The 18935-nt window shown below is 69.4% G+C and carries 18 protein-coding genes and 1 tRNA gene; 7 read left to right on the top strand and 12 right to left on the bottom strand.

Annotation, left to right across the window (positions count from 1 at the left end; all coding sequences use genetic code 11):
• Position 1: 1 nt before the first annotated feature.
• The 4 genes from BN1959_RS00245 to lipA form a co-directional block, all read right to left on the bottom strand.
• Positions 2–1504: a 2-oxo acid dehydrogenase subunit E2 gene (locus tag BN1959_RS00245; RefSeq protein ID WP_053946730.1), complete on the bottom strand. Its 1503-nt coding sequence runs from the start codon at positions 1502–1504 to the stop codon at positions 2–4.
• Positions 1505–1507: 3 nt separating this feature from the next.
• On the bottom strand, positions 1508–2494 hold the full coding sequence (locus tag BN1959_RS00240) for an alpha-ketoacid dehydrogenase subunit beta (RefSeq protein WP_053946729.1): 987 nt from the start codon (positions 2492–2494) through the stop codon (positions 1508–1510).
• The gene (gene pdhA / locus BN1959_RS00235) at positions 2491–3600 is read right to left on the bottom strand and encodes a pyruvate dehydrogenase (acetyl-transferring) E1 component subunit alpha (RefSeq protein ID WP_053946728.1); all 1110 of its coding nucleotides are present in this window, start codon (positions 3598–3600) and stop codon (positions 2491–2493) included. Before pdhA ends, BN1959_RS00240 begins: the two co-directional genes overlap by 4 nt.
• Positions 3601–3936: 336 nt before the next feature.
• On the bottom strand, positions 3937–4887 hold the full coding sequence (gene lipA, locus BN1959_RS00230) for a lipoyl synthase (protein WP_053946727.1): 951 nt from the start codon (positions 4885–4887) through the stop codon (positions 3937–3939).
• Positions 4888–5002: 115 nt separating this feature from the next.
• Here lipA and BN1959_RS00225 point away from each other — a divergent pair, with 115 nt between their 5' ends.
• Positions 5003–6436, top strand: a complete 1434-nt coding sequence (locus tag BN1959_RS00225; RefSeq protein WP_053946726.1) for an MATE family efflux transporter — start codon at positions 5003–5005, stop codon at positions 6434–6436.
• A gap of 92 nt (positions 6437–6528) precedes the next feature.
• Positions 6529–8898 carry a DEAD/DEAH box helicase gene (locus tag BN1959_RS00220; RefSeq protein ID WP_053946725.1) on the top strand — a complete coding sequence of 790 codons (2370 nt, stop codon included), beginning with the start codon at positions 6529–6531 and terminating at the stop codon, positions 8896–8898.
• 8 nt (positions 8899–8906) lie between these two features.
• On the opposite strand, the gene BN1959_RS00215 is transcribed toward BN1959_RS00220, so the two are convergent.
• The 6 genes from BN1959_RS00215 to BN1959_RS00190 form a co-directional block, all read right to left on the bottom strand.
• Positions 8907–10031 (bottom strand): Brp/Blh family beta-carotene 15,15'-dioxygenase, encoded by a 1125-nt coding sequence (locus BN1959_RS00215; RefSeq protein ID WP_053946724.1) that lies wholly within the window; start codon positions 10029–10031, stop codon positions 8907–8909.
• Positions 10022–10786 (bottom strand): lycopene cyclase domain-containing protein, encoded by a 765-nt coding sequence (locus BN1959_RS00210; RefSeq protein WP_053946723.1) that lies wholly within the window; start codon positions 10784–10786, stop codon positions 10022–10024. The genes BN1959_RS00215 and BN1959_RS00210 overlap by 10 nt, the downstream gene beginning before the upstream one ends.
• A gap of 76 nt (positions 10787–10862) precedes the next feature.
• Positions 10863–11612, bottom strand: coding sequence for a bacteriorhodopsin (locus BN1959_RS00205; protein ID WP_079978568.1), 750 nt, complete (start codon positions 11610–11612; stop codon positions 10863–10865).
• Between the two features lie 52 nt (positions 11613–11664).
• Entirely contained in the window at positions 11665–13710 is a 2046-nt protein-coding gene (locus BN1959_RS00200) for a bacterio-opsin activator domain-containing protein (protein WP_161803736.1), read from the bottom strand.
• A 256-nt stretch (positions 13711–13966) separates the two neighbouring features.
• A tRNA-Ile gene (locus BN1959_RS00195) sits at positions 13967–14040 on the bottom strand.
• Positions 14041–14125: 85 nt separating this feature from the next.
• A complete protein-coding gene (locus BN1959_RS00190; RefSeq protein ID WP_053946720.1) occupies positions 14126–14716 on the bottom strand; it encodes an FxsA family protein in 591 nt (196 codons plus the stop codon).
• A 102-nt stretch (positions 14717–14818) separates the two neighbouring features.
• Here BN1959_RS00190 and BN1959_RS00185 point away from each other — a divergent pair, with 102 nt between their 5' ends.
• The 5 genes from BN1959_RS00185 (at position 14819) to BN1959_RS00165 (ending at position 18026) form a co-directional block, all read left to right on the top strand.
• Positions 14819–15217 (top strand): DUF5778 family protein, encoded by a 399-nt coding sequence (locus BN1959_RS00185; RefSeq protein ID WP_053946719.1) that lies wholly within the window; start codon positions 14819–14821, stop codon positions 15215–15217.
• Between the two features lie 79 nt (positions 15218–15296).
• A complete protein-coding gene (hemA, locus tag BN1959_RS00180) occupies positions 15297–16583 on the top strand; it encodes a glutamyl-tRNA reductase (RefSeq protein WP_053946718.1) in 1287 nt (428 codons plus the stop codon).
• Positions 16584–16624: 41 nt separating this feature from the next.
• Positions 16625–16900, top strand: coding sequence for a 4a-hydroxytetrahydrobiopterin dehydratase (locus tag BN1959_RS00175; protein ID WP_053946717.1), 276 nt, complete (start codon positions 16625–16627; stop codon positions 16898–16900).
• 31 nt (positions 16901–16931) lie between these two features.
• Positions 16932–17327, top strand: a complete 396-nt coding sequence (gene lwrS, locus BN1959_RS00170; RefSeq protein WP_053946716.1) for an LWR-salt protein — start codon at positions 16932–16934, stop codon at positions 17325–17327.
• 45 nt (positions 17328–17372) lie between these two features.
• A complete protein-coding gene (locus tag BN1959_RS00165; protein WP_053946715.1) occupies positions 17373–18026 on the top strand; it encodes an HAD family hydrolase in 654 nt (217 codons plus the stop codon).
• Here the strand turns inward: BN1959_RS00165 and BN1959_RS00160 are convergent.
• Together BN1959_RS00160 and BN1959_RS00155 are read right to left on the bottom strand one after the other, a co-directional pair.
• On the bottom strand, positions 18023–18634 hold the full coding sequence (locus BN1959_RS00160) for an SGNH/GDSL hydrolase family protein (RefSeq protein ID WP_053946714.1): 612 nt from the start codon (positions 18632–18634) through the stop codon (positions 18023–18025). The genes BN1959_RS00165 and BN1959_RS00160 overlap by 4 nt on opposite strands.
• A 37-nt stretch (positions 18635–18671) precedes the next feature.
• A complete protein-coding gene (locus BN1959_RS00155; protein ID WP_053946713.1) occupies positions 18672–18932 on the bottom strand; it encodes a hypothetical protein in 261 nt (86 codons plus the stop codon).
• Positions 18933–18935 lie beyond the last annotated feature (3 nt).

Here is an 18935-nt window from a genome sequence, read left to right as displayed (position 1 = left end):
GTTAGAGTAGTAGTTTCGTCGGCTCGGCCAAGTATTCCTTCACGGTGTTCGTGAACTTCGCGGCTTCGGCGCCGTCGATGACCCGGTGGTCGATAGCCAGCGAGAGCGGCAGCGTGTGCGCCGCCACGACCTCGCCGTCCTCGACGACCGGGCGCTGCTCGATGGCGCCGAGGCCGAGGATCGCGGTCTCGGGGTAGTTGATGATCGGCGTGGCGTACTCGCCGCCGAAGGCGCCGAAGTTCGTGATCGAGAACGTCCCGCCCTGCATCTCCTGGGGCGAGATCGTGCGCTCGCGGGCCTTCGTCGCCAACTCCTGTACCTCGTCGGCGATCTCCAGCAGCCCCTTCTCGTCGACGTTCTTCACGACCGGCACCATCAGCCCGGCGTCGGTCGCGACGGCGATGCCGATGTTGTAGTAGTTCTTCAGGCGGATGACCCCCTCCTCCTCGTCGAGTTCGGAGTTGAGGATCGGGTACTCCTTCAGCCCGGCCACGACCGCCTTGAGGACGAACGCCATGTACGTCAGGCGGACGCCCTTCTCCTCGGCGGTCTGCTTCAGCTCCTCGCGGGTCTCGACGAGCTCGTCGATCTCCGCGGTGTCGTGGTGGCTGACGTGGGGCGCGGTGTACTTCGAGGTCGCCATCTGCTCGCCGATCGTCCGACGAACGCCGCGGTAGGGGACCGTCTCCTCGCGGGCGGGCTCGGCGGTGGCGGACTCGCCCGCCTCGGTGCCGGCTTCTTCCTCCTCCCGTTCAGCGAACGCGCGCACGTCTTCCTTCTCGACGTACGCCTCGCCGTCGCGGGTCTTCTCGGTCGGCACGGTGTCGAGGTCGACGCCGAGCTCCTTCGCGAGCGCGCGGGTCGCGGGCGTCGCGAGCGTCGTCTCCCGCATCGCTTCGGGGCTGTCGCTCGCGCTCACGGTTCCGCTCGCGCCGGCGCCGCTCGACGGCGTCGGTGCTTCCTCCTCGCCGGGCGTGACGGGCGTCTCGTCGGCGGTTTCGTCGTGTGTCTCGGCGGCCTCGTGGTAGGACCGGACGTCCTCCTCGCTGATGCGGCCGCCGGGGCCGCTGCCCTCGACGTCGGTGATTTCGACGCCGAGTTCGCGGGCCAGCTTCCGGGCCGACGGCGGCGCGAACACGCGACCGTCGGGCGTCTCCGCCGTCGCGGCCTCCTCGGTGTCGGTCTTCGCCTCGTCGGTCGACTCGCCGGGCTCACCCTCGGTATCGGGCGCCTCGGCCTCGGCGTCGCCCGATTCGACGCCGTCGTCGACGTCGAAGGAGATGATCACGTCGCCGACGGGCACCATCTCGCCCTCCTCGGCGAACAGCTCCTGCACGGTGCCGTCGTATCGGGAGGGCACCTCGACCAGCGCCTTGTCCGTCTCGACCTCGGCGACGATGTCGCCCTCGCTGACGGTGTCGCCCGGCGACACCTGCCAGGAGACCAACTCCCCCTCGGCGACGCCTTCGCCGACGTCGGGTAGCTTGAACTCTTTGACAGTCATCGGTTAGAACTCCACCGCCTCACGGATACCGTCTTCCACTCTCGCGGCGTTGGGCAGGTAGTAGTCCTCCATCGCGTACAGCGGGACGGGGACGTCGAACCCGGTGACGCGCTTGATCGGTGCCTCCTGATAGACGAGTGCCTCCTCCTGTAGGAGCGCGGTGATCTCGCCGGCGAGGCCGCCCGACTTGGGCGCCTCGTGGACGACGACCCCGCGGCCGGTCTTCTTGAACGACTCGACGATGGATTCGCGGTCCATCGGCGACACCGTCCGCAGGTCGACGACCTCGGCATCGATCCCTTCGTCGGCGAGGTTCTCCGCGGCCTCCAACGTCGGCCGGGTCATCGCGCCGTAGGTGAACACCGACACGTCCGAGCCCTCGCGGCGGACGGCGGCCTCGCCGATCGGCACCTCGTAGTCCTCCTCGGGCACCTCCTCGCGGAACGCGCGGTAGATGAGCTTGGGTTCGAGGAAGACGACGGGGTCGGGGTCGCGGATCGCCGAGATCAGCAGCCCCTTCGTGTCGTACGGCGTCGAGGGCATCACCACTTTCAGCCCCGCCTCGTGGGCGTAGAACGTCTCCTTCGAGTCCGAGTGGCTCTCGGGCGCACGGATGCCGCCGCCGTAGGGGGCTCGCAGCACCATCGGCAGCGAGAACCGGCTCCGTGTCCGGGTCCGGTAGCGCGCCATGTGAGAGACGATCTGGTCGAACCCGGGGTACATGAACCCGGAGAACTGGATCTCCGGCACCGGCTTCATCCCGCCGGTCGCGAGGCCGAGAGCGCTGCCGATGATCCCCGACTCCGCCAGCGGCGTGTCGACGACGCGTTGCTCGCCGAACTCCTCCTGCAGGCCCTGCGTGGCCCGGAACACGCCACCGTTCTTCCCGATGTCCTGCCCGAGCGCGACCACGTCGTCGTCGAGTTCCATCTCGGTCGCGAGACCGTCCCGTACCGCCTGCACCAGCGTGAGGTTCTGTGTCTCGCTCATTCTTCCTCCAGGAACGCGTCCTTGCCGTGTCGATCGACTGCCGCGACGAACTCCTCGCGCTGTTCCTGCAGCGCCGGCGGGAGGTCAGCGTAGGCGTGTTCGAACATCTCCTCCGGCTCGGGCCGGGGCTCGGACTCCGCCTCGTCGATCGCGTCGGAGACCCGCTGCTCGACGGTCTCCTCGACCTCGGCGACTTTCTCGTCGTCGAGGACGTCCTCGCTCCGGAGGTACGCCTCCAGCCGCGGGATCGGGTCCTTGGCTTTCCAGCGTTCGACCTCCTCGTCGTCGCGGTACACCGTCGGGTCGTCCGCGGTGGTGTGGGCGCCGAAGCGGTACTGCACCGCCTCGATCATCGTCGGCCGGAGCTGGTCCTCGTCGGGGTCCCGGGCCTTCTCGAGGGCGTCCTGCGTGACCTTGTAGACGGCCAGCGGGTCCATCCCGTCGACCTGCACGCCCTCGAAGCCGTAGGCGTCAGCCTTCTGGGCGAGCGTCTCGGAGGCGGTCTGCTTCTCGCGGGGCACCGAGATCGCCCACTGGTTGTTGTTACAGAAGAACACCATCGGCACGTCGTAGACGCCGGCGAAGTTCAGCCCCTCGTGGAAGTCACCCTCGCTAGTGGCGCCGTCGCCGAAGTAGCAGATACCCGCAGTGTCGTCGTGGCCCTGCAGCTTCCAAGACCACGCCAGCCCCGCCGCGTGGGGGATCTGGCTCGCGATGGGGACCGCGACGGGGAGGATGTTCGTGTCCTCGGGCACGTCGTTGCCCGCCTCGTACCCCATCCAGTACAGTAGCGTCTGCTTCAGCGGCAGGCCCCGCACGACTGCGGCCCCGTGTTCGCGGTAGGACGGCACCATCCAGTCGTCCTCGGCCAGCGCGTACGCCGAGCCGATCTGGGCGCCCTCCTGTCCCGACAGCGGCGGATACGTCCCCATCCGCCCCTGTCGCTGGAGGCTGACCGCCCGCTCGTCGAAGTGCCGGGCGAGCTTCATGTCCCGGTAGATGTCCAGCATCGTCTCCTCGTCGATCTCCGGGGGCTCGCCCACGAGGTTGCCGTCCTCGTCGAGCACCTGTACCCGGTTCTCGGGATCGCGCTGTATCGTACTCACGGCTTGACCCTCCTCTCCATAGGGCGGATTTTCCCTCGCCGGGGGTATAGTGCTTTCGTAAAAGGTTTATTATGGGCAGAAATCCCCCGCCCGTAGTTGTGTTCTTCCGAGAAGGACTGGCATATTCTCACGTTTTCCCATTTCGACCCCCGAATACCGCGGTTCCCGTCGACCGATGGCCGGTGTCACGCGAGAAACTGGACGAACGTTTGGGAAGGACTGAGGCGGGGTCGTCGACGACTGGTCACAAGCCGCGACTGGGGTATCCAAACAGTCCCGACAGCAAGCTCCGCGGTCGCACGAGGGAACGCGCGACAGGTCGCGAGCCGTGATTGGCTAGTCGCCCGCCGCTGCTCGTGCCTCCTCCCGCGCCTGCTCGGGGCTTTTCCCGTCGCGAACGAGCGCGTCCACGAACAGCTCCCCCGCCTTGTAGGAGGAGCGCACCATCGGGCCCGAGGCACAGTAGAGGAAGCCGAGTTCCTCCTCGGCGACCTGCCGCCACGTCTCGAACGCGTCGGGGTGGACGTACTCGAACACGTCAAGGTGGGAACGGGAGGGCTGGAGGTACTGCCCGAACGTCACCACGTCGACGCCGACCTGCCGCAGATCCGAGAGCGTCCGGTAGATCTCGTGGTCGTACTCCCCGAGCCCGAGCATCAGGCTGGTCTTCGTGTAGATGTCGGACTCGCAGTCGACCTGTTCGAGCACGTCGAGGGTCTGCTCGTAGTTCGCGCGGCGGTCCCGGACCGGCCACTGGAGGCGTTCGACGGTCTCGACGTTGTGGGCGATCACGTCCGGTTCGGCGTCGATGATCTGCCGGACCGCGTCCTCGTCGCCGCCGAAGTCCGGGATGAGGACTTCGACGAGCGTGCCGGGGTTGCGCTGCTTGCACTCCCGGATCGTCTCCGCGAAGTGGGCGGCGCCGCCGTCGTCGAGGTCGTCGCGGTCGACGGAGGTGAGGACGACGTAGTCCAGCCCGATCTCGCCGACGGCCTCGGCGACGTTTTCGGGCTCGTCGGGGTCCAGCGGCTCCATCCCGCCGGTGGCCACGTCACAGAAGTTACAGCCCCGCGAACAGCGCTCGCCCATCAGCATGAACGTCGCGGTGCCGGGGCCCGTGCCCGGGCCGTCCCGGCCGGACCAGCACTCGCCCATGTTGGGGCAGTTCGCTTCCTCGCAGACGGTGTGGAGGTCCCGGTCCCGGAGCGTCTGCTTGATGTCGGTGAACCGTTGCCCGGTCGGCGGCTGGCTCTTGAGCCAGTCGGGCTTCCGCCTGCGGCTGCTCATAGCCGGTACTGGGGTCGCACTCGTGAAAAGCGTGCGGTTCGTTCGACCGCCCTGCCACTTTGTTTCCGCTCCGATGGGTATTTGTTCCCCCTGCTTAATGTGGGTACGATACTGGATGTTCGATCTCGACCCCGGCGACATCACCGAGGGCCGACTCTCTCGTGCACTGCTCGTCCTCGCGGCGCCGCTGGTGGCTCAGAACCTCGTGCAGGTGGCCAACTCCGCGGCCGACGTGTTCTGGCTCGGCCGCCTCGGCGACGGTGCGGTCGGTGCTGTCGGGCTGAACCAGCCGATCATGGCGCTGGTGATGGTGCCGCTGATGGCGGCGATGGTCGGGACACAGGTGCTCGTCTCCCAGCGGATCGGCGGCGAGAACCGATCGGACGCGCGGAAGGCGGTGTTCCACGGGATCGCGCTGGCGCTGGTCTCCGGCGCGGTCATCACGCTGCTGGTCGCGCCCAACGCGGGGCCGCTGGTCCGCCTGCTCGGCGCCGGGCCCGACGTGGCGCCACAGGCCGCGGCGTACCTCTCGGCGTACATGCTCCTCTTTCCGTTCACTTCCGTCAGCGATACCGTGGAGATGGGCTTCGTCGGTGCGGGGGACTCCAAGACGGCGATGTACCTCAACTTCCTCGCGATCGGCGGCAACCTCGTGCTCGACCCGCTGCTGATCTTCGGGGTCTGGGTGTTCCCCGAACTCGGCGTCGCGGGCGCGGCCCTCGCGACCGTGCTCGGCTACACGATGTCGATGGTGCTGGGGCTCTACTGGCTCGCCGGCGACCACGGCTCGATCTCGCTGTCGCTCGCGGACGTGGGGTTCGATCTCGACGAGTTCCGGGAGATGGTCGACATCGGCCTCCCCTCGGCGGGCCAGCGGCTGGCTTCCCAGTCGGTCCGGCTGGTCGTCGTCGCGATCGTCACGGTCGTCGGCGGCGCCGCGGGGCTGGCGGCGTACACCGTCGGCGCCCGGATCGCGACCATCGCGTTCGTCCCCGCACAGGGGCTCCAGCAGGCCGGCCAGAGCGTCGTCGGGCAGAACCTCGGCGCTGACCGCCCCGACCGCGCCCGGCGGGCGACGTGGATCGGCGTCGGGATCGCCGCCGTCGCGCTCGCGGTGATTGGCGTCGTCCAACTGTTGGTCCCCGAGCTGCTCACGCAGGTGTTCGTCCCCGACATCTCCGAACAGGGACAGGCGTACGCGGTCCGCTACCTCGAGATCCTCGCGTACGGCTACTGGGCCATCGGCGCCACGTACATGCTGCTCGCGGGGCTCAACGGCGCCCGCCGGACCAAGACCAGCCTGATCGTCGACCTCGTGAAGTACTGGGGGATCCGGCTCCCGATCGCGGTGCTCGCCCTGCCCGTCGGGCTGGGCGTCGGCGCGTTCGGTCTCTCGATCGCCCCGGGCCTCGGCTGGGGGATGGACGCCATCTTCTGGGCGGTGACGGGGTCGAACGTCGCCGCCGCGCTGGGGCTGGCGGTCTACTTCAAGTACGCGACGAGCGAGGGGATGATGCGCCGTGCAGCGGACGTGGCGACGGCGGATTAGCGCTGTAGTCGGCATACCGCGGGTGCGGGCTCACGACCTCGCCCCCCGCGCGAAGGAAACCTCTTTCTCCGTGGCCGTCCCGACTCCGAGTAGTGTCTCAGCGCTCCGACGCCACGGCCCGCGTCGCCGACGTCGTCCCCGAGTTCGCCGAGGCGTTCGCGTTCGAGGAGTTCAACGCGATGCAGCGGGAGGCGCTGCCCGCCCTGCTCGACACCGACGAGAACGTCGTCGCGAGCGCGCCGACCGCCTCCGGGAAGACGGCGCTCGCGGAGCTGGCGATCTGTAAGACCCTGAAGGAGGGCGGCACCGCCCTGTTCATCGCGCCGATGCGGGCGCTGACCAACGAGAAGGAGGCCGAGTGGGACCGCTTCGAGGAGCTTGGCTACTCGGTGTACGTCGTCACTGGCGAGCGTGACCTCGACCCGCGCCGCGCGGAACGCGCGGACATCCTCGTGATGACGCCGGAGAAGACCGACTCCGCGACGCGGAAACACGACTCCGCCCGCTACGGGTTTATCACCGACGTGGACTGCTGTGTGATCGACGAGGTCCACCTGCTCGACTCCGAGAAGCGCGGCTCCGTGCTCGAAGTCACCGTCTCGCGGCTCCGTCGGCTCTGTGAACCCCGAATTATCGCGCTCTCGGCGACGATGCCCAACGTCGAGGACGTGGCGGAGTGGCTCGACGCGCCGCCGGCGAACACGTTCGCGTTCGGCGACGAGTACCGCCCGGTCGACCTCGAGACCGGCGTGAAGACGTACAGCCACGGCGAGAACTCCTTCGCGGACAAGTACCGCCGGCTCTACCGCGCGCTCGACCTCGCGAAGCCACACATCCGCGAGGCGGGCCAGTCGCTCGTGTTCGTCTCCTCCCGGCAGGACACCGTCCGCGCCGCTGAGAAGGCCCGCGACGAGGTCACCGACTGGGATATCGAGATGGGCTCCCGCGGCGACTACGACTTCCACACCGCCGCCAAGGAGGTCGAGAACGAGACGCTGCGCCACTCCGTCGTCGACGGCGTCGCGTTCCACCACGCCGGCCTCTCCCGGAACGACAAGAACCTCGTCGAGCAGTGGTTCAAGGAGGGGAAGATCCAACTGCTGTTCTCCACCTCCACGCTCGCGTGGGGCGTGAACCTCCCCGCCCGCTGTGTCGTCATCCGCGACACGAAGTACCACGACCCGCTGGAGGGCGAGGTCGACATCTCGCCGCTGGACGTGCTCCAGATGCTCGGCCGCGCCGGCCGGCCGGGCTACGACGACGTTGGCTACGGCTGGGTGATCTGCGACGCCGACGACGCCGACAAGTACCGCACCCTGCTGCGGGAGGGGAAAGAGATCGAGTCGATGCTCGCGGGCGACATCGAGACCCACCTCAACGCCGAGGTCGCGATGGGGACGATACAGGGGCTCGACGACGTGATGTCGTGGGTCGAGACGACGTTCTACTACGTCCGGGCGAAGTCAGAGCCCGAGGAGTACGACTTCGAGAACCTCCGCGAGCGCGTGCGCGAGACCGTCGAGAGCCTCGTGGACTCGGGGTTCGTCGAGACCGACGACGAGCTCGGCGTCGAGGCGACGACGCTCGGCCGGCTGGCCTCGAACTACTACCTCCGCCTCGACACGGCCGAACGCTTCCGCGAGGCCTGCGAGCGCGAGCGCCTGACCGGCGACGACGTGCTGGAGGCCGTCGCCGCCGCGGGGGAGTTCGACTCCGTCTCGGCCCGCCAGTCCGAGACCGAGGCGATCGACCGCGCGCTCGACGGCGCGGGTGTCGAGACCGACCTCGAGAACGGCAACCGCAAGGTGCTCGCGATCCTCCACGCCGCGACCGACGGCCGCACGCCGAGTGACCTCCGCTCGGACGCGTGGATCATCCGGCAGAACGCGCTCCGCCTGATCGCCGCGCTGCGGGAGTTCGCCGCGGCCTTTGCGGGCCCGCGGGCTGCGAACCTCGTGCGCCGGATGGAGGCCCGCGTCGAACACGGCGTGCCGCGCGAGGCAGTGGGGCTCACCGCGATCGAGGGCGTCGGCGCCGGGCGCGCGGAGTCGCTGGCCGACGCGGGCTACGCCGCGCCCGCGGAGCTGGTCGACGCCGGCGCCGCGAAACTCACGAACGCGGGGCTCTCCGACAGTGTCGCCGAGCGCGTCGCCGACGCGGCCCGTGACCTGCCCCGGATCTCGGTCGATTGGGGGGCGTTCCCCGAGACGATCGCGACTGGCGAGAACGAGATGTGTGAGCTGACGGTCCGGAACCTCGGCGGCGGCGCCCGCGTCGGCATCCGGGTGACGGTCAACGGGACCGAGATGACCGGCACCGAGACGTATCTCGGCGACTCGGAGACGGTGCCGGCGCCCGTCTTCGGCGCCGACGAGGACGAACTCCGATTCGTCGTCGAGGTGACGTTCCCGGAACTGCCGCTGTCGCCCGTTCGCGAGGACCGGACGGTGCGGGTGGAGTAGGCCGTAACTCAGCCCCCGTCACTCGGTCGGTCGTCGGTCCACACCCCCTCCGCGTGGTCCATCAACGTCACGACCACGACGTGGGGCAGCGTCACGACCGCGACGAACACCAGGTACAGCGCCGCGTACTCCGGGAGGTTCTCGACCGTCGCGGGAACGACCGTGCCGAACCCCCCGAGGAGGACGAGCGACAGCGCCGTCAGCGGCGCAGCCTCGCGAGCGAAGCGCCGGACCGCCCCCCAGAGCCACACCGCGAACGCGACCGACTCCCTCGGCGGCTCCCGATCGGGCGCCAGCAGCACCAGTCGGGCCACGTGCCGGAGCGCGTGCCAGCAGGCGAAGTACAGCCCCACCGCCACCAGCGGCGGGACGAGCAGGAAGAACGCCCAGAGCAGGCCGACCTCGGCGGCGTCGACGCGCCACCCCTGCCGACCGCCCGGCCCGTCGACGGCCAGTCGCCCCGCCCCAAGCGTGCCGACACAGTAGATCGCGAACCCGGCGCCGAGCGCGAGACGCGTCCGCGGTGCGAACAGCCACGGGAGGTCCAGCGGCGCCGCGAACAGCGCGACCCACGCCGACAGCACCGCCCGGTAGCGCTCCGGGAACGCCAGCAGCGGCACCAGCATCGGTAGCCCGCCACGGACGGCGAGCGTCGCCGCCCGGAGCCAGCGAGCGCGGAGGTGATCGGCGCCGAACACCCGGCGTAGCGTCCAGACGTCGCCCTGTCCCCAGTGGAACCACGTCAGCCCCACGAAGGACAGCGCCGCCAGTCGCGGCGCCGCCAGCCACACGAGCGCGTAGCCACCCCCGAGCAGGAGGTAGAGCAGCCCCACCGCCACAGCACTCCGCCGGGCGGAGTCGATCGGCACCGCGGCCCCGAGCCGTGCGGGGACGAAATGGTCGATCGCCCCGTGTGGGAGGCCGAACAGCACGACCGTCAGCGCTAGCGGGAGGTACCGCGCCCACGTCGGCAGCGAGAGCCCGGTCGCGGCGACCAGCGCGCCGACGCCAGTCAGCGCGAGAAACAGCAGCCTGACCGGGCGGCCGACGACGGTCTCGAACTGTTGGGCCCGCTCCGTCGCCGACGCGTCACTCCCCGACCACGTGGCGTCCTCGCGGCTGTTCACGCCCATTCGTCACGCACCCAGCGGGCCAGCACCAACCCTTGGACAACGAACACGTTCGTCACGACGAAGAACAGCGCCTCCTCGACCGGAAGGCCGGCGGGGGTCACGCCGGTCGTGTACGTCGCGGAGAGCTCCCAGACGCCCTGCCCGATTGCGATCCGGTCGGCGATCGAGAGGTACAGTGACGGCACTCCGACCCCCAGCAGAACGGTCCGCCGGCGGTCGAGCAGCGCCGGGGCGCCGACGGCCCACTGGAGCGCGAGCACCGGCGCCGCCCACGCGACGATCGCGCCGAGATAGAACGTCGAGTCGCTCCCGAGCCACCACAGCCCCAGCGCGCCCAGTGCGCCCGCGAGGACGACCCCGAACACGCGTTCGCCGTGGCGGCGTCGCTGAGTTCGCTCCCCGACGCCGTCGGGAGGGTCCATCCGCAGATGCGAAAGCCACAGCGCGGTCAGGACCGTCTGGGCGCCGAAGAAGGCGTACTCCGAGACCGGCGCGTAGCCGATCCGGGCGAGGATCCGCCCGGGCCCGTACCCCCAGACTCCCTGTGCGATGAGGAAGTTGTCCCACGGCGTCGTGTAGACGACCGCCAGCACCACCAGCAGCGCCACGTCGAGCCAGTACGTCCGGCTCGCGCCGCTGACCCAGACGGTCCGTCCGGGGGCGTGACGGCGCGATACCGTCGTCGCCGCGAGGAGTGTGAGCACTGCCGGGAGCACGAACGCCGCGTGGAACTGAGGATAGGTGAGGCCGGTCATTGGATGGGGGAGTGGCCGCGGATCGGGGGCCGTTGGACCCCCGTCGAGTTCGACTGGTGCCGCAGGCGCCGACCGGTCAGTCGGCCGGTTCGGCGCTCGCTTCGCTGCTCGAACTCACGGCGTCGAGGGCTTTCCGACTGGACAGCAGGATGTAGCCGAAGCCGACCTTCGCGGTCAGGTCGAGCACCATGAACCCCGCCGTCTCGATGTTGATGCCGACGATGTCCAGCCCCTCCGTGCCCACCAGCCACCAGACCGGGTAGACCAGCCAGATGACCACGATGAGCGTCCGGAGCGTCTCGAACGTCGAGCGTACGTCGCCGCCGAGTTCGTCGACGCGGTCGTCCAGCGTGCCGTACAGCATGTACAGCAGAACGAGCAGGAAGCCCGTGCTCACGCCCCACCAGATCAGTCGGCGCGCGCCGACGCTGAACGCGCCCGCCCCCGCCGAGAGGGTGGCGACGGCGCCGGTGCCGATCATCAGCATGTCGAGGCCGACGAGGCTGGACAGTTCGTTCCGGGTCGCCCCGGCGAGCAGGCCGAGGTCGAGCAGCAACAGCGGCGTCGTGAAGAACCAGTCAGTGTACCGTGCCCAGTAGATGGGGAGTTCCTCGCCCGCGATGGTCACCGTGGTCAAGCCGAACCCCAACGCCATCGCGAGATAGTTCACGAACGCGATCGCCGTGATGAATATGGTCACGATGTAGAACTCCTGTCTGCGCTCGTCGGTCTCGCCCCAGCCGCGGGCGATGAAGTAGAGCATCCCGACGAACATTCCGACTGTGCCGAGCCACAACCATATCTGCTCCGTGCCTGGGTTTGGCATGATACACCCTAACGTTCCGCGGTGTATCTTAGTAAACCTCGTACACAACCAGTTAGGGTCGTCCCGTTACGGCGTCGTCGAACGCCGTCAGGAGCTTTCGGAGCGCGGCCCGAAGGTGCTGGTGGAACGTCGAGCGGGCAACGCCGAAACTCTCGGCGAGCTCGTTGCCGTCGGTCTCGCGGGGCCACTCGAAGTAGCCGGCGGCGATCGCGGTTGTGAGCGCCCGCTGCTGGCGGTCGGTGAGCCGGTCCTCCACGTCGCCGACGAACTCCGTCAGCGTCGTCTCCCGGGCCGGCCGCCTCGTGAACCCACGCACGTCGACGGAGCCGTACTCCGCCTCGATCTCCTCGACGAGGGAGCGAGCCGTGGCCTCCTGTGTGCCGCGGGCGACGATCGTCACCCCGGCGGCATCGATCTGCAGGTCCGCGAGTCGGAGGCCGTGTGTCTCGACGGCGTCGAGCAACGGCAGGTCACGCAACACGAACGCGAACAGGGGGTTCTCGGCGCGTTCGGTGATACACGTCCACGAGCGGACGCCCGACACGGCGTCGGCGGCGTCGCGGAGTTCGTCGGCCGTCGCGTCCGCTGCCGTACAGAGAACCGTCCGGCCGTCGTCCGCCGGAACGACCCCCGCCTGCCGGAGCGAGCAGTCAGCCCGTCCGGCCAACCGCGCGAGCGGGAGCGTCGACGCGTCGACCGTGAACGCTACCTCGAAACCGCTGTCGGTCGTGAGCGAACTCTGGCTGTCGAGGGCGTTCAGCCCGATACCGATAGTCCGGCCGATAGCCGACAGGACCGCCCGTTCCTCCCGCCCGAGCGACGTCTTGGCGTCGGTGTACACACAGAACAGGCCGAACACCGTCCCGCGGTACGTGACGGGGACCGCCGCTACGTCACTCACGCCCGAGTGCCAGCACCCGTCCTCGGCGATCGCGACGGTACGGTTCTCCACTGCCTCCGCGAGGAGGGCCGGTTCGGGCCGCTGACCGTCGTCGACGCCATCTGCGACCGCCGTTCCGCCGTCCGCGGAGACGTGCGCGTCGCGGTCCACCGACACCGAGCCGAGGCTCTCGGCAGGATCCGTCCCGAGCGTCGAGACGCTGCTCCACTCGGGGTCGGCCTGCTCGGCGGCCGGATCGTACGGTGCCAGCCACGCGGCCGCGTAGGTCGACCCCAGCTGCGAACAGACCGCCTCGCCGAGCCCCGGCCTGTTTTCAGCCTCGACTACGGCGCCCGTGACCCGTTCGACGAGGCCGTCGAGGCGGTCCAGCAGGTTCCGGAGCGTCTCGCGCTCCTCGGCCAACGCAGCGCGATGTCGCTCGGCGGCCTGTTCGGCGCGCTTCCGTTGGGTGATGTCGTTCTGGAACCCGGCGTAGTGGCTCACCGTCCCGCTATCGTCCCGAATTGGCGCCAGCGACACCTCCTGCCAGAACATGTCGCCCTCGCGGTCGTAGTTCCGGAGTTCGACGCGGACCGACTCCCCGGCGTCGATGGCCTCGCGCATCCGCGCCACGGGCTCGGCCTCGGTCGCCGGCCCCTGCAGGAACCGACAGTTCCGGCCGAGCGCGATATCGCGGCCGTAGCCGGTCTGCTCGACAAACTGGTCGTTGACGTAGACGAGCGGCTGATCGGGGTGTGTCACGTCGGCCACGGTGATCCCCACCGGTGCCTCGTCGAGCACTCGTGCGGTCGACGGCGGGGTCCCCTCGGCCCCCCGATCGAGTGCCGACATTTCCGGCTCGCCGAGTTCGTGCCCGTCACTGGTCTGCGTTCCCAGTTCGTGAACGACGCCGATGAGCCTCGTGACCGGGCTGGGTCCCGACGGGGAGACGACGGTATCGGCCCCCGGTACGACGTCGTCGCCGACGACACAACAGTGCACGTCGTTGTCGTCGGCGACTGTGACGAGCTCGGCCGCCCCGTCCGTTTCGGCAGCGACGACGAGTACGTCGACCGGTTCGTTCGCCACGCGTGTGCCCGCGTCGCCGGGCGAGTCGGCATGACTGACCACGAGGCCGGCATCGCGGAGGCGCTCGCGGAGCGATTCGACCGCGGGAAACGCCGACGGCAGCGAGCCAACCACGAAAACGTGGTGCATGCGCACGACCACCATGGGAATTGTGTACATATATACACGACGATGCAAAGGTGTTGTCCCGTTCTGAGTGAATTTCGGCCCAGTTTCGACCCACCGACAAATCCAATCGGCCAGGCACCGATACGGTCCCCGAGACGTACGGCCGAAGCGCCCCGAAAAAGAGACGTCTCTGTCGAGGAAAGTAGGAACGAAGTTAGGTGGCTGGGGAGGAATCAGCCCCTAACACGCCACGGCCAAAGACCGTGGACGTTGTAGGTGGGCCAACGCGGATTTGAACCGCGGACCTCCCGGTTATCAGCCGAGCGCTCAACCTAACTGAGCTATTGGCCCAGGTGAGCGCATTTCTCCGTTGGCCGGCGTATCTGTTAAGGCTTTCTCTTCGCCGACCGCGGCGCCCGCGGCCGATTCCGCCGGCTCACTCGTCGTCTTTCGTCCGGTAGGAGTCCGGGTCCACGTCGTACACGTCGTCGTCCGACTGCTCGGTTGCCGTCTCGTCGAACGGGCCGGCGTTCCCGCCGTCGAACGGGTCGTTCCCGCCATCGCCGCCGAACGAGCCGCCGCCGAACTGCCCGCCGTCGCCGCCGTTCGGGAAGCCGCTCGTCCAGACGCCACCGGTGACGAACCCGCCCGTGCGTTCGTCGAGCTTCGGCACGACCACGTACTTTTTGAGCAGGGTTCGGATCGGGTAGCGCGTCGGGGGGATCGTGAGCAGGAACCCCAGCGCGTCGGTGACGACGCCGGGCGTGAGCAGGAACGCGCCGGCGGCGATCAGCAGCGCGCCGTCGAGCAGTTCGTCCGTCGGCGGCTCCCCGCGGGCGGCCTTCTGTTGGATCCGGGCGAGCGTGTGGCGGCCCTCCGCGCGGACCAGCAGCATGCCGATCAGCCCCGTCAGCACTACGAGCAGTACGGTCGGGACCGCCCCGATCTCGCCGGCGACGAACACCAGCATGATCGCGTCCGCGAGCGGGATCAGCAGCAGCGCCGCGATGGCGTACCGGGTTCGCATCACCCACAGTTCCGGCGGCGGCGGCATAGCCCTTTCGCGTAGTTCCGGCCGGCAACTGCGGGAAACCGCCACCGGTAAACCCCCGCCGAACCGAGTGCGAGCATGGCCGACGCCGTCGACGACGACCTCTACCAGCGGGCCAGACGACTCCTCGAACCCGGCGAGATCGAACTGGTCGGCTGTATCGTCCACACGAGCCTCGCGGGCGAGGAGGACCTGGAGATGCACGAGCTCACCGTCGCGATCAACGACGTGATCGCCGACCACGCCGGGAAGGGCGAGAGCTACATCTACGCCGGTAACGACACCGAGGAGTTCGCCTCGAACCAGTTCCAGGGGAAGACCCTCGCCGACGACGCGTTCGTCTGGGAGTGCCAGCAGCTCCTCCGCGAGGGGACGTTCGACCTCGTGTTCTACTACGAGGCCGGCGTCGAGCAGGAGGCGCTGGCCGGCGACCTCGACGCGTTGGATCACGTCGAGGGAGTCACCCTCGTCCCCTGAACCGAACTCGTTCGGCCGACCCCCACGCCGTATCCGGAACCTTTTACCGAGTACCGGGGTTAGTCCCGTCGAGAGACCCGTGACCGGAGTGATCACTGGCGTGAGCGTCTCCCACGCGCTCGCCACCGTCGAGGAGGTGGAGTCGGCGGCGCCCGACGACGAGAGCGCCGCGGCCCAGCGACTCGCCGCCCGGCCGGGCGTTTCCGAGAGCGTCGTGCTCGCCACGTGCAACCGTGCGGAGGCGTACGTCGTCACCAACAGCGCCGCTGACGGCAAGGAGGCGCTGTCGGCGTTCGCGCCCGAGGTCCGTGAGGGGGCGGTCACCCGCCTCGAACACGAGGACGCGATCCGCCACCTGATGCGGGTCGCCAGCGGGCTGGAGTCGCTCGTGCTGGGCGAGGACCAGATCATCGGGCAGGTGAAGGACGCCATCGAACGCGCCCGCGAGGACGGCACGCTCGGCCCCGTGCTGGAGGAGGCGCTGCTGAAGGCGGTCCACGTCGGCGAGCGCGCCCGGACCGAGACCGCGATCAACGAGGGCACCGTCTCGATGGGCTCGGCCGCGGTCGAGCTCGCCGGCCGCGAGGCCGACCTCGACGACGCGACCGCACTGGTGCTCGGCGCCGGCGAGATGGGGACGCTCGCGGCGCGGGCGTTCGACGGCGCCGGCGTCGACGAACTCCTCGTCGCGAACCGCACGCTCCCCAATGCCGAACACGTCGCCGAGGACGTGAGCGTCGGCACCGAGGCGGTCCCGCTCCACGACGCCGCCGCCGCGGTCCGTGAAGCGTCGGTCGTCGTCGCCGCCACCGGTGCCGACGAGCCGGTACTGACCGCCGAGGAGCTCGACGGCGCGGACGCGGTCTGTGTCGACATCGCCCGCCCGCGGGACATCGACCCCGCGGCCGACAAGCTCGAGAGCGTCGTCGTCCACGACATCGACGATCTGGAGCGAGTGACCGAGGCAGCTCACGAGAATCGCCGCGCCGCCGCCCGGGAGGTCGAGGCGATGATCGACCGGGAGCACGACCGCCTGCTCTCCTCGTTCAAGCGTGCCCGCGCCGACGAGGCGATCCGCGGCATGTACGAGGGCGCCGAACGGATGAAGGCCCGCGAGCTCGACCGCGCGATCACCAAGCTCGAGGCCCAAGGCGACCTGAACGACGACCAGCGCGAGACCGTCGAGGCGCTCGCGGACTCGCTGGTCTCCCAGCTGCTCGCGCCGCCGACCGAGAGCCTGCGCGAGGCCGCCGGCGAGGACGACTGGACCACCATCCAGACGGCGATGGAGCTGTTCGACCCGCGCTCGGACGCCGCCGACGTCGACGCCCCCGCCGATGCGGCCGACGAGCGCGCGGGCGAGTAGCCGGCCGAAGCTTTTCCCCCGCAGAACCCCACTCTCCGGTCATGTCCGAGACACTCGACCACGAGGACGTAGAGCGACGACTGCCCGCGGACTGGGAGCGCGACGGCGACGAGATCGTCCGGACCTACGAGTTCGACGACTATCCGAGCTCCGTCACGTTCGTGAACGACGTGGCCGACATCGCCGAGGAGGAGTTCCACCACCCGGAGATCGTTCTGCGCTACGACGAGGTGGAGGTGCGCTTTACCACCCACGACGCCGGCGGGATCACCGAGAAGGACCTCCGGCTCGCGGACCACTGCGACGGCGAGTACTGATGCTGCCGGCCGGGCGACGCTCGACGGGACGATGAAGGCGGCATACACCTTCGACGCGGCGTTCCGCCTCCCGACGGAGGGCGTCGCGGTCGACCCGACCCGCTTCGAGACGACGCTGCGCCTGTTCGCGCCCGCGCCAGGCGTCGAACCCGGCCCGGAGCGGATCGACTGGCTGTTCTTCCGCGACCGGCTCTGGCACGGCGAGATCGGCGACGAAGCGCCGCTGCGCGAGAGCGTGAGCGACTGGCTCGACGTGGAGGTGGTGTCGCTGTCGTTCGCGGAGCTCCGGGCCGACGAGGCGTACCTCGACGCGCTGCGGGCGGAGATCGAACGCGATCTCTCGCGGTTCAACGCCGAGAGCGTCGACGAAGTGTTGCATCAGTATCTCGGCTCGTCGGTACACGTCGTCGACGCCGAGGCGGTTTGAGCAGGGAGAAAAGCACTTACCCCCGTACCCGCTAGCTCTCTCCCCATGGCGTACGACTTCTGGCTCCTCGACCTCGACGGGACGATCGTCGACGTGGAGCCCGACTACCGCCACGAAGTGTTCGAGGCGGTCGGCGACCGGCTGGGCCGGGCGTTCACCGACAGCGAGATCGAGACGCTCTGGCACGGCCTCGGCGGCCCCCGAAGCGAGAAGCTCCAGTCGCTGGGGCTCGATCCGGGGACGTTCTGGCCCGCGCTACACGAGGCCGAGGATCCCGGCGCCCGCGCCGAGGCGACGTACGTCCACGACGACGCCGCGGCGCTGCTCGACGAGCTCGACGCCGCCGGCGTCCCGGTCGGCGTCGTCACCCACTGCGCGCCGTTCCTCGCGAACGAGGTCGTCGACCAGCTCGACCTGCGCTCGCGGTTCGATGCGTTCGTCACCTGCTCGGACGATCTGGGCTGGAAGCCCGACCCCGAACCGGTCCACCACACGATGACCCGTCTCGGCGTGGACCACGCCGACGGCGCGGGCGTACTGGCCGGCGACGGCCCGAGCGACGTCGGCGCCGCGTGGAACGCCGGCCTCGACGCGGTCCACGTCGAACGCCACGGCCCCGAGCGCCGCGGCCAGTGCGTGCTCGCGGACCACCGCGTCGAGCGGTTCACCGAACTCGACGAACGCGTCCTCGGCAACTAATCGAGCGCCGCCCCGACGGTCGGATAGATTCGCTCCAGCCACAGGTCGTGCTGTGCGGGCGCGGGGTGGAGATCGTCGCCGGCAACGAGCGACCCGTCGTCGGCCACGCGCTTCGACGGTGGCACCACGTCGACCAGCCGCGTCCCCGCCGCACGCGCCGCCTCGCGGACGATCTCGTTGTACCGAACCAGTCGCTCGGCGTGCTCGGCAGGGTCGTTTTCTTGCCCGACCGGGGTGAGCGTGTAGTCCGGCACCGTGAGCACGACGACCGACTCCGCATCCGGCGCGAACCCCAGTGCCCGGTCGAGCATCGCCCGGAACTTCGGCTCGAACGTCGCCGGCGGCTCCGCCTGGAAGCAGTTGTTGGCGCCGATCAGGAGCGTCACGAGGTCGAACGGGCCGTCAGGATCGTGCTCACTGATCGCGCCGTCCAGATCGTCGGTGGTCCAGCCGTTCTCGGCGATCACGACGGGGTCGGCGACTGACTCGCCGTCCTCCCGGAGCCGGTCCGCGAGCTTCGACACCCAGCGTTCGTCCGGATCGACGCCGGTCCCGATCGTGTAGGAGTCACCGAGCGCGAGAACGTGTGCCGGCGTAGTTTCGGTCATACCCGAGCCAGCGTCGGCGCCGTCGAAGCTCTTTCCCTCACGGCTCGCTGTCCGGCTCTCGCCCGGACCACTGGAGCACGAAGCCGACCAGCAGCGCGCCCGCGAAGACGAACTCGCTCCACGCCGGCAGCGGCTCGGCCAGCAGATCGTCGAGGAAGAACGTCCCCGCGAGCCCGGCGAGCACCAGCATAGAGCCGAGCACGTACCGTGGACTCCACCCCAACCGCGACGCCTCCCGACCGACCGCCGCGGCGATGACGACGAACAGGCCGACGAGCAGCAGGTCGAGCAACGTCACGGC

This window comes from Halolamina sediminis (assembly GCF_001282785.1).
Taxonomy (GTDB): domain Archaea; phylum Halobacteriota; class Halobacteria; order Halobacteriales; family Haloferacaceae; genus Halolamina; species Halolamina sediminis.
This window is presented reverse-complemented; position numbering and strand designations above follow the sequence as displayed.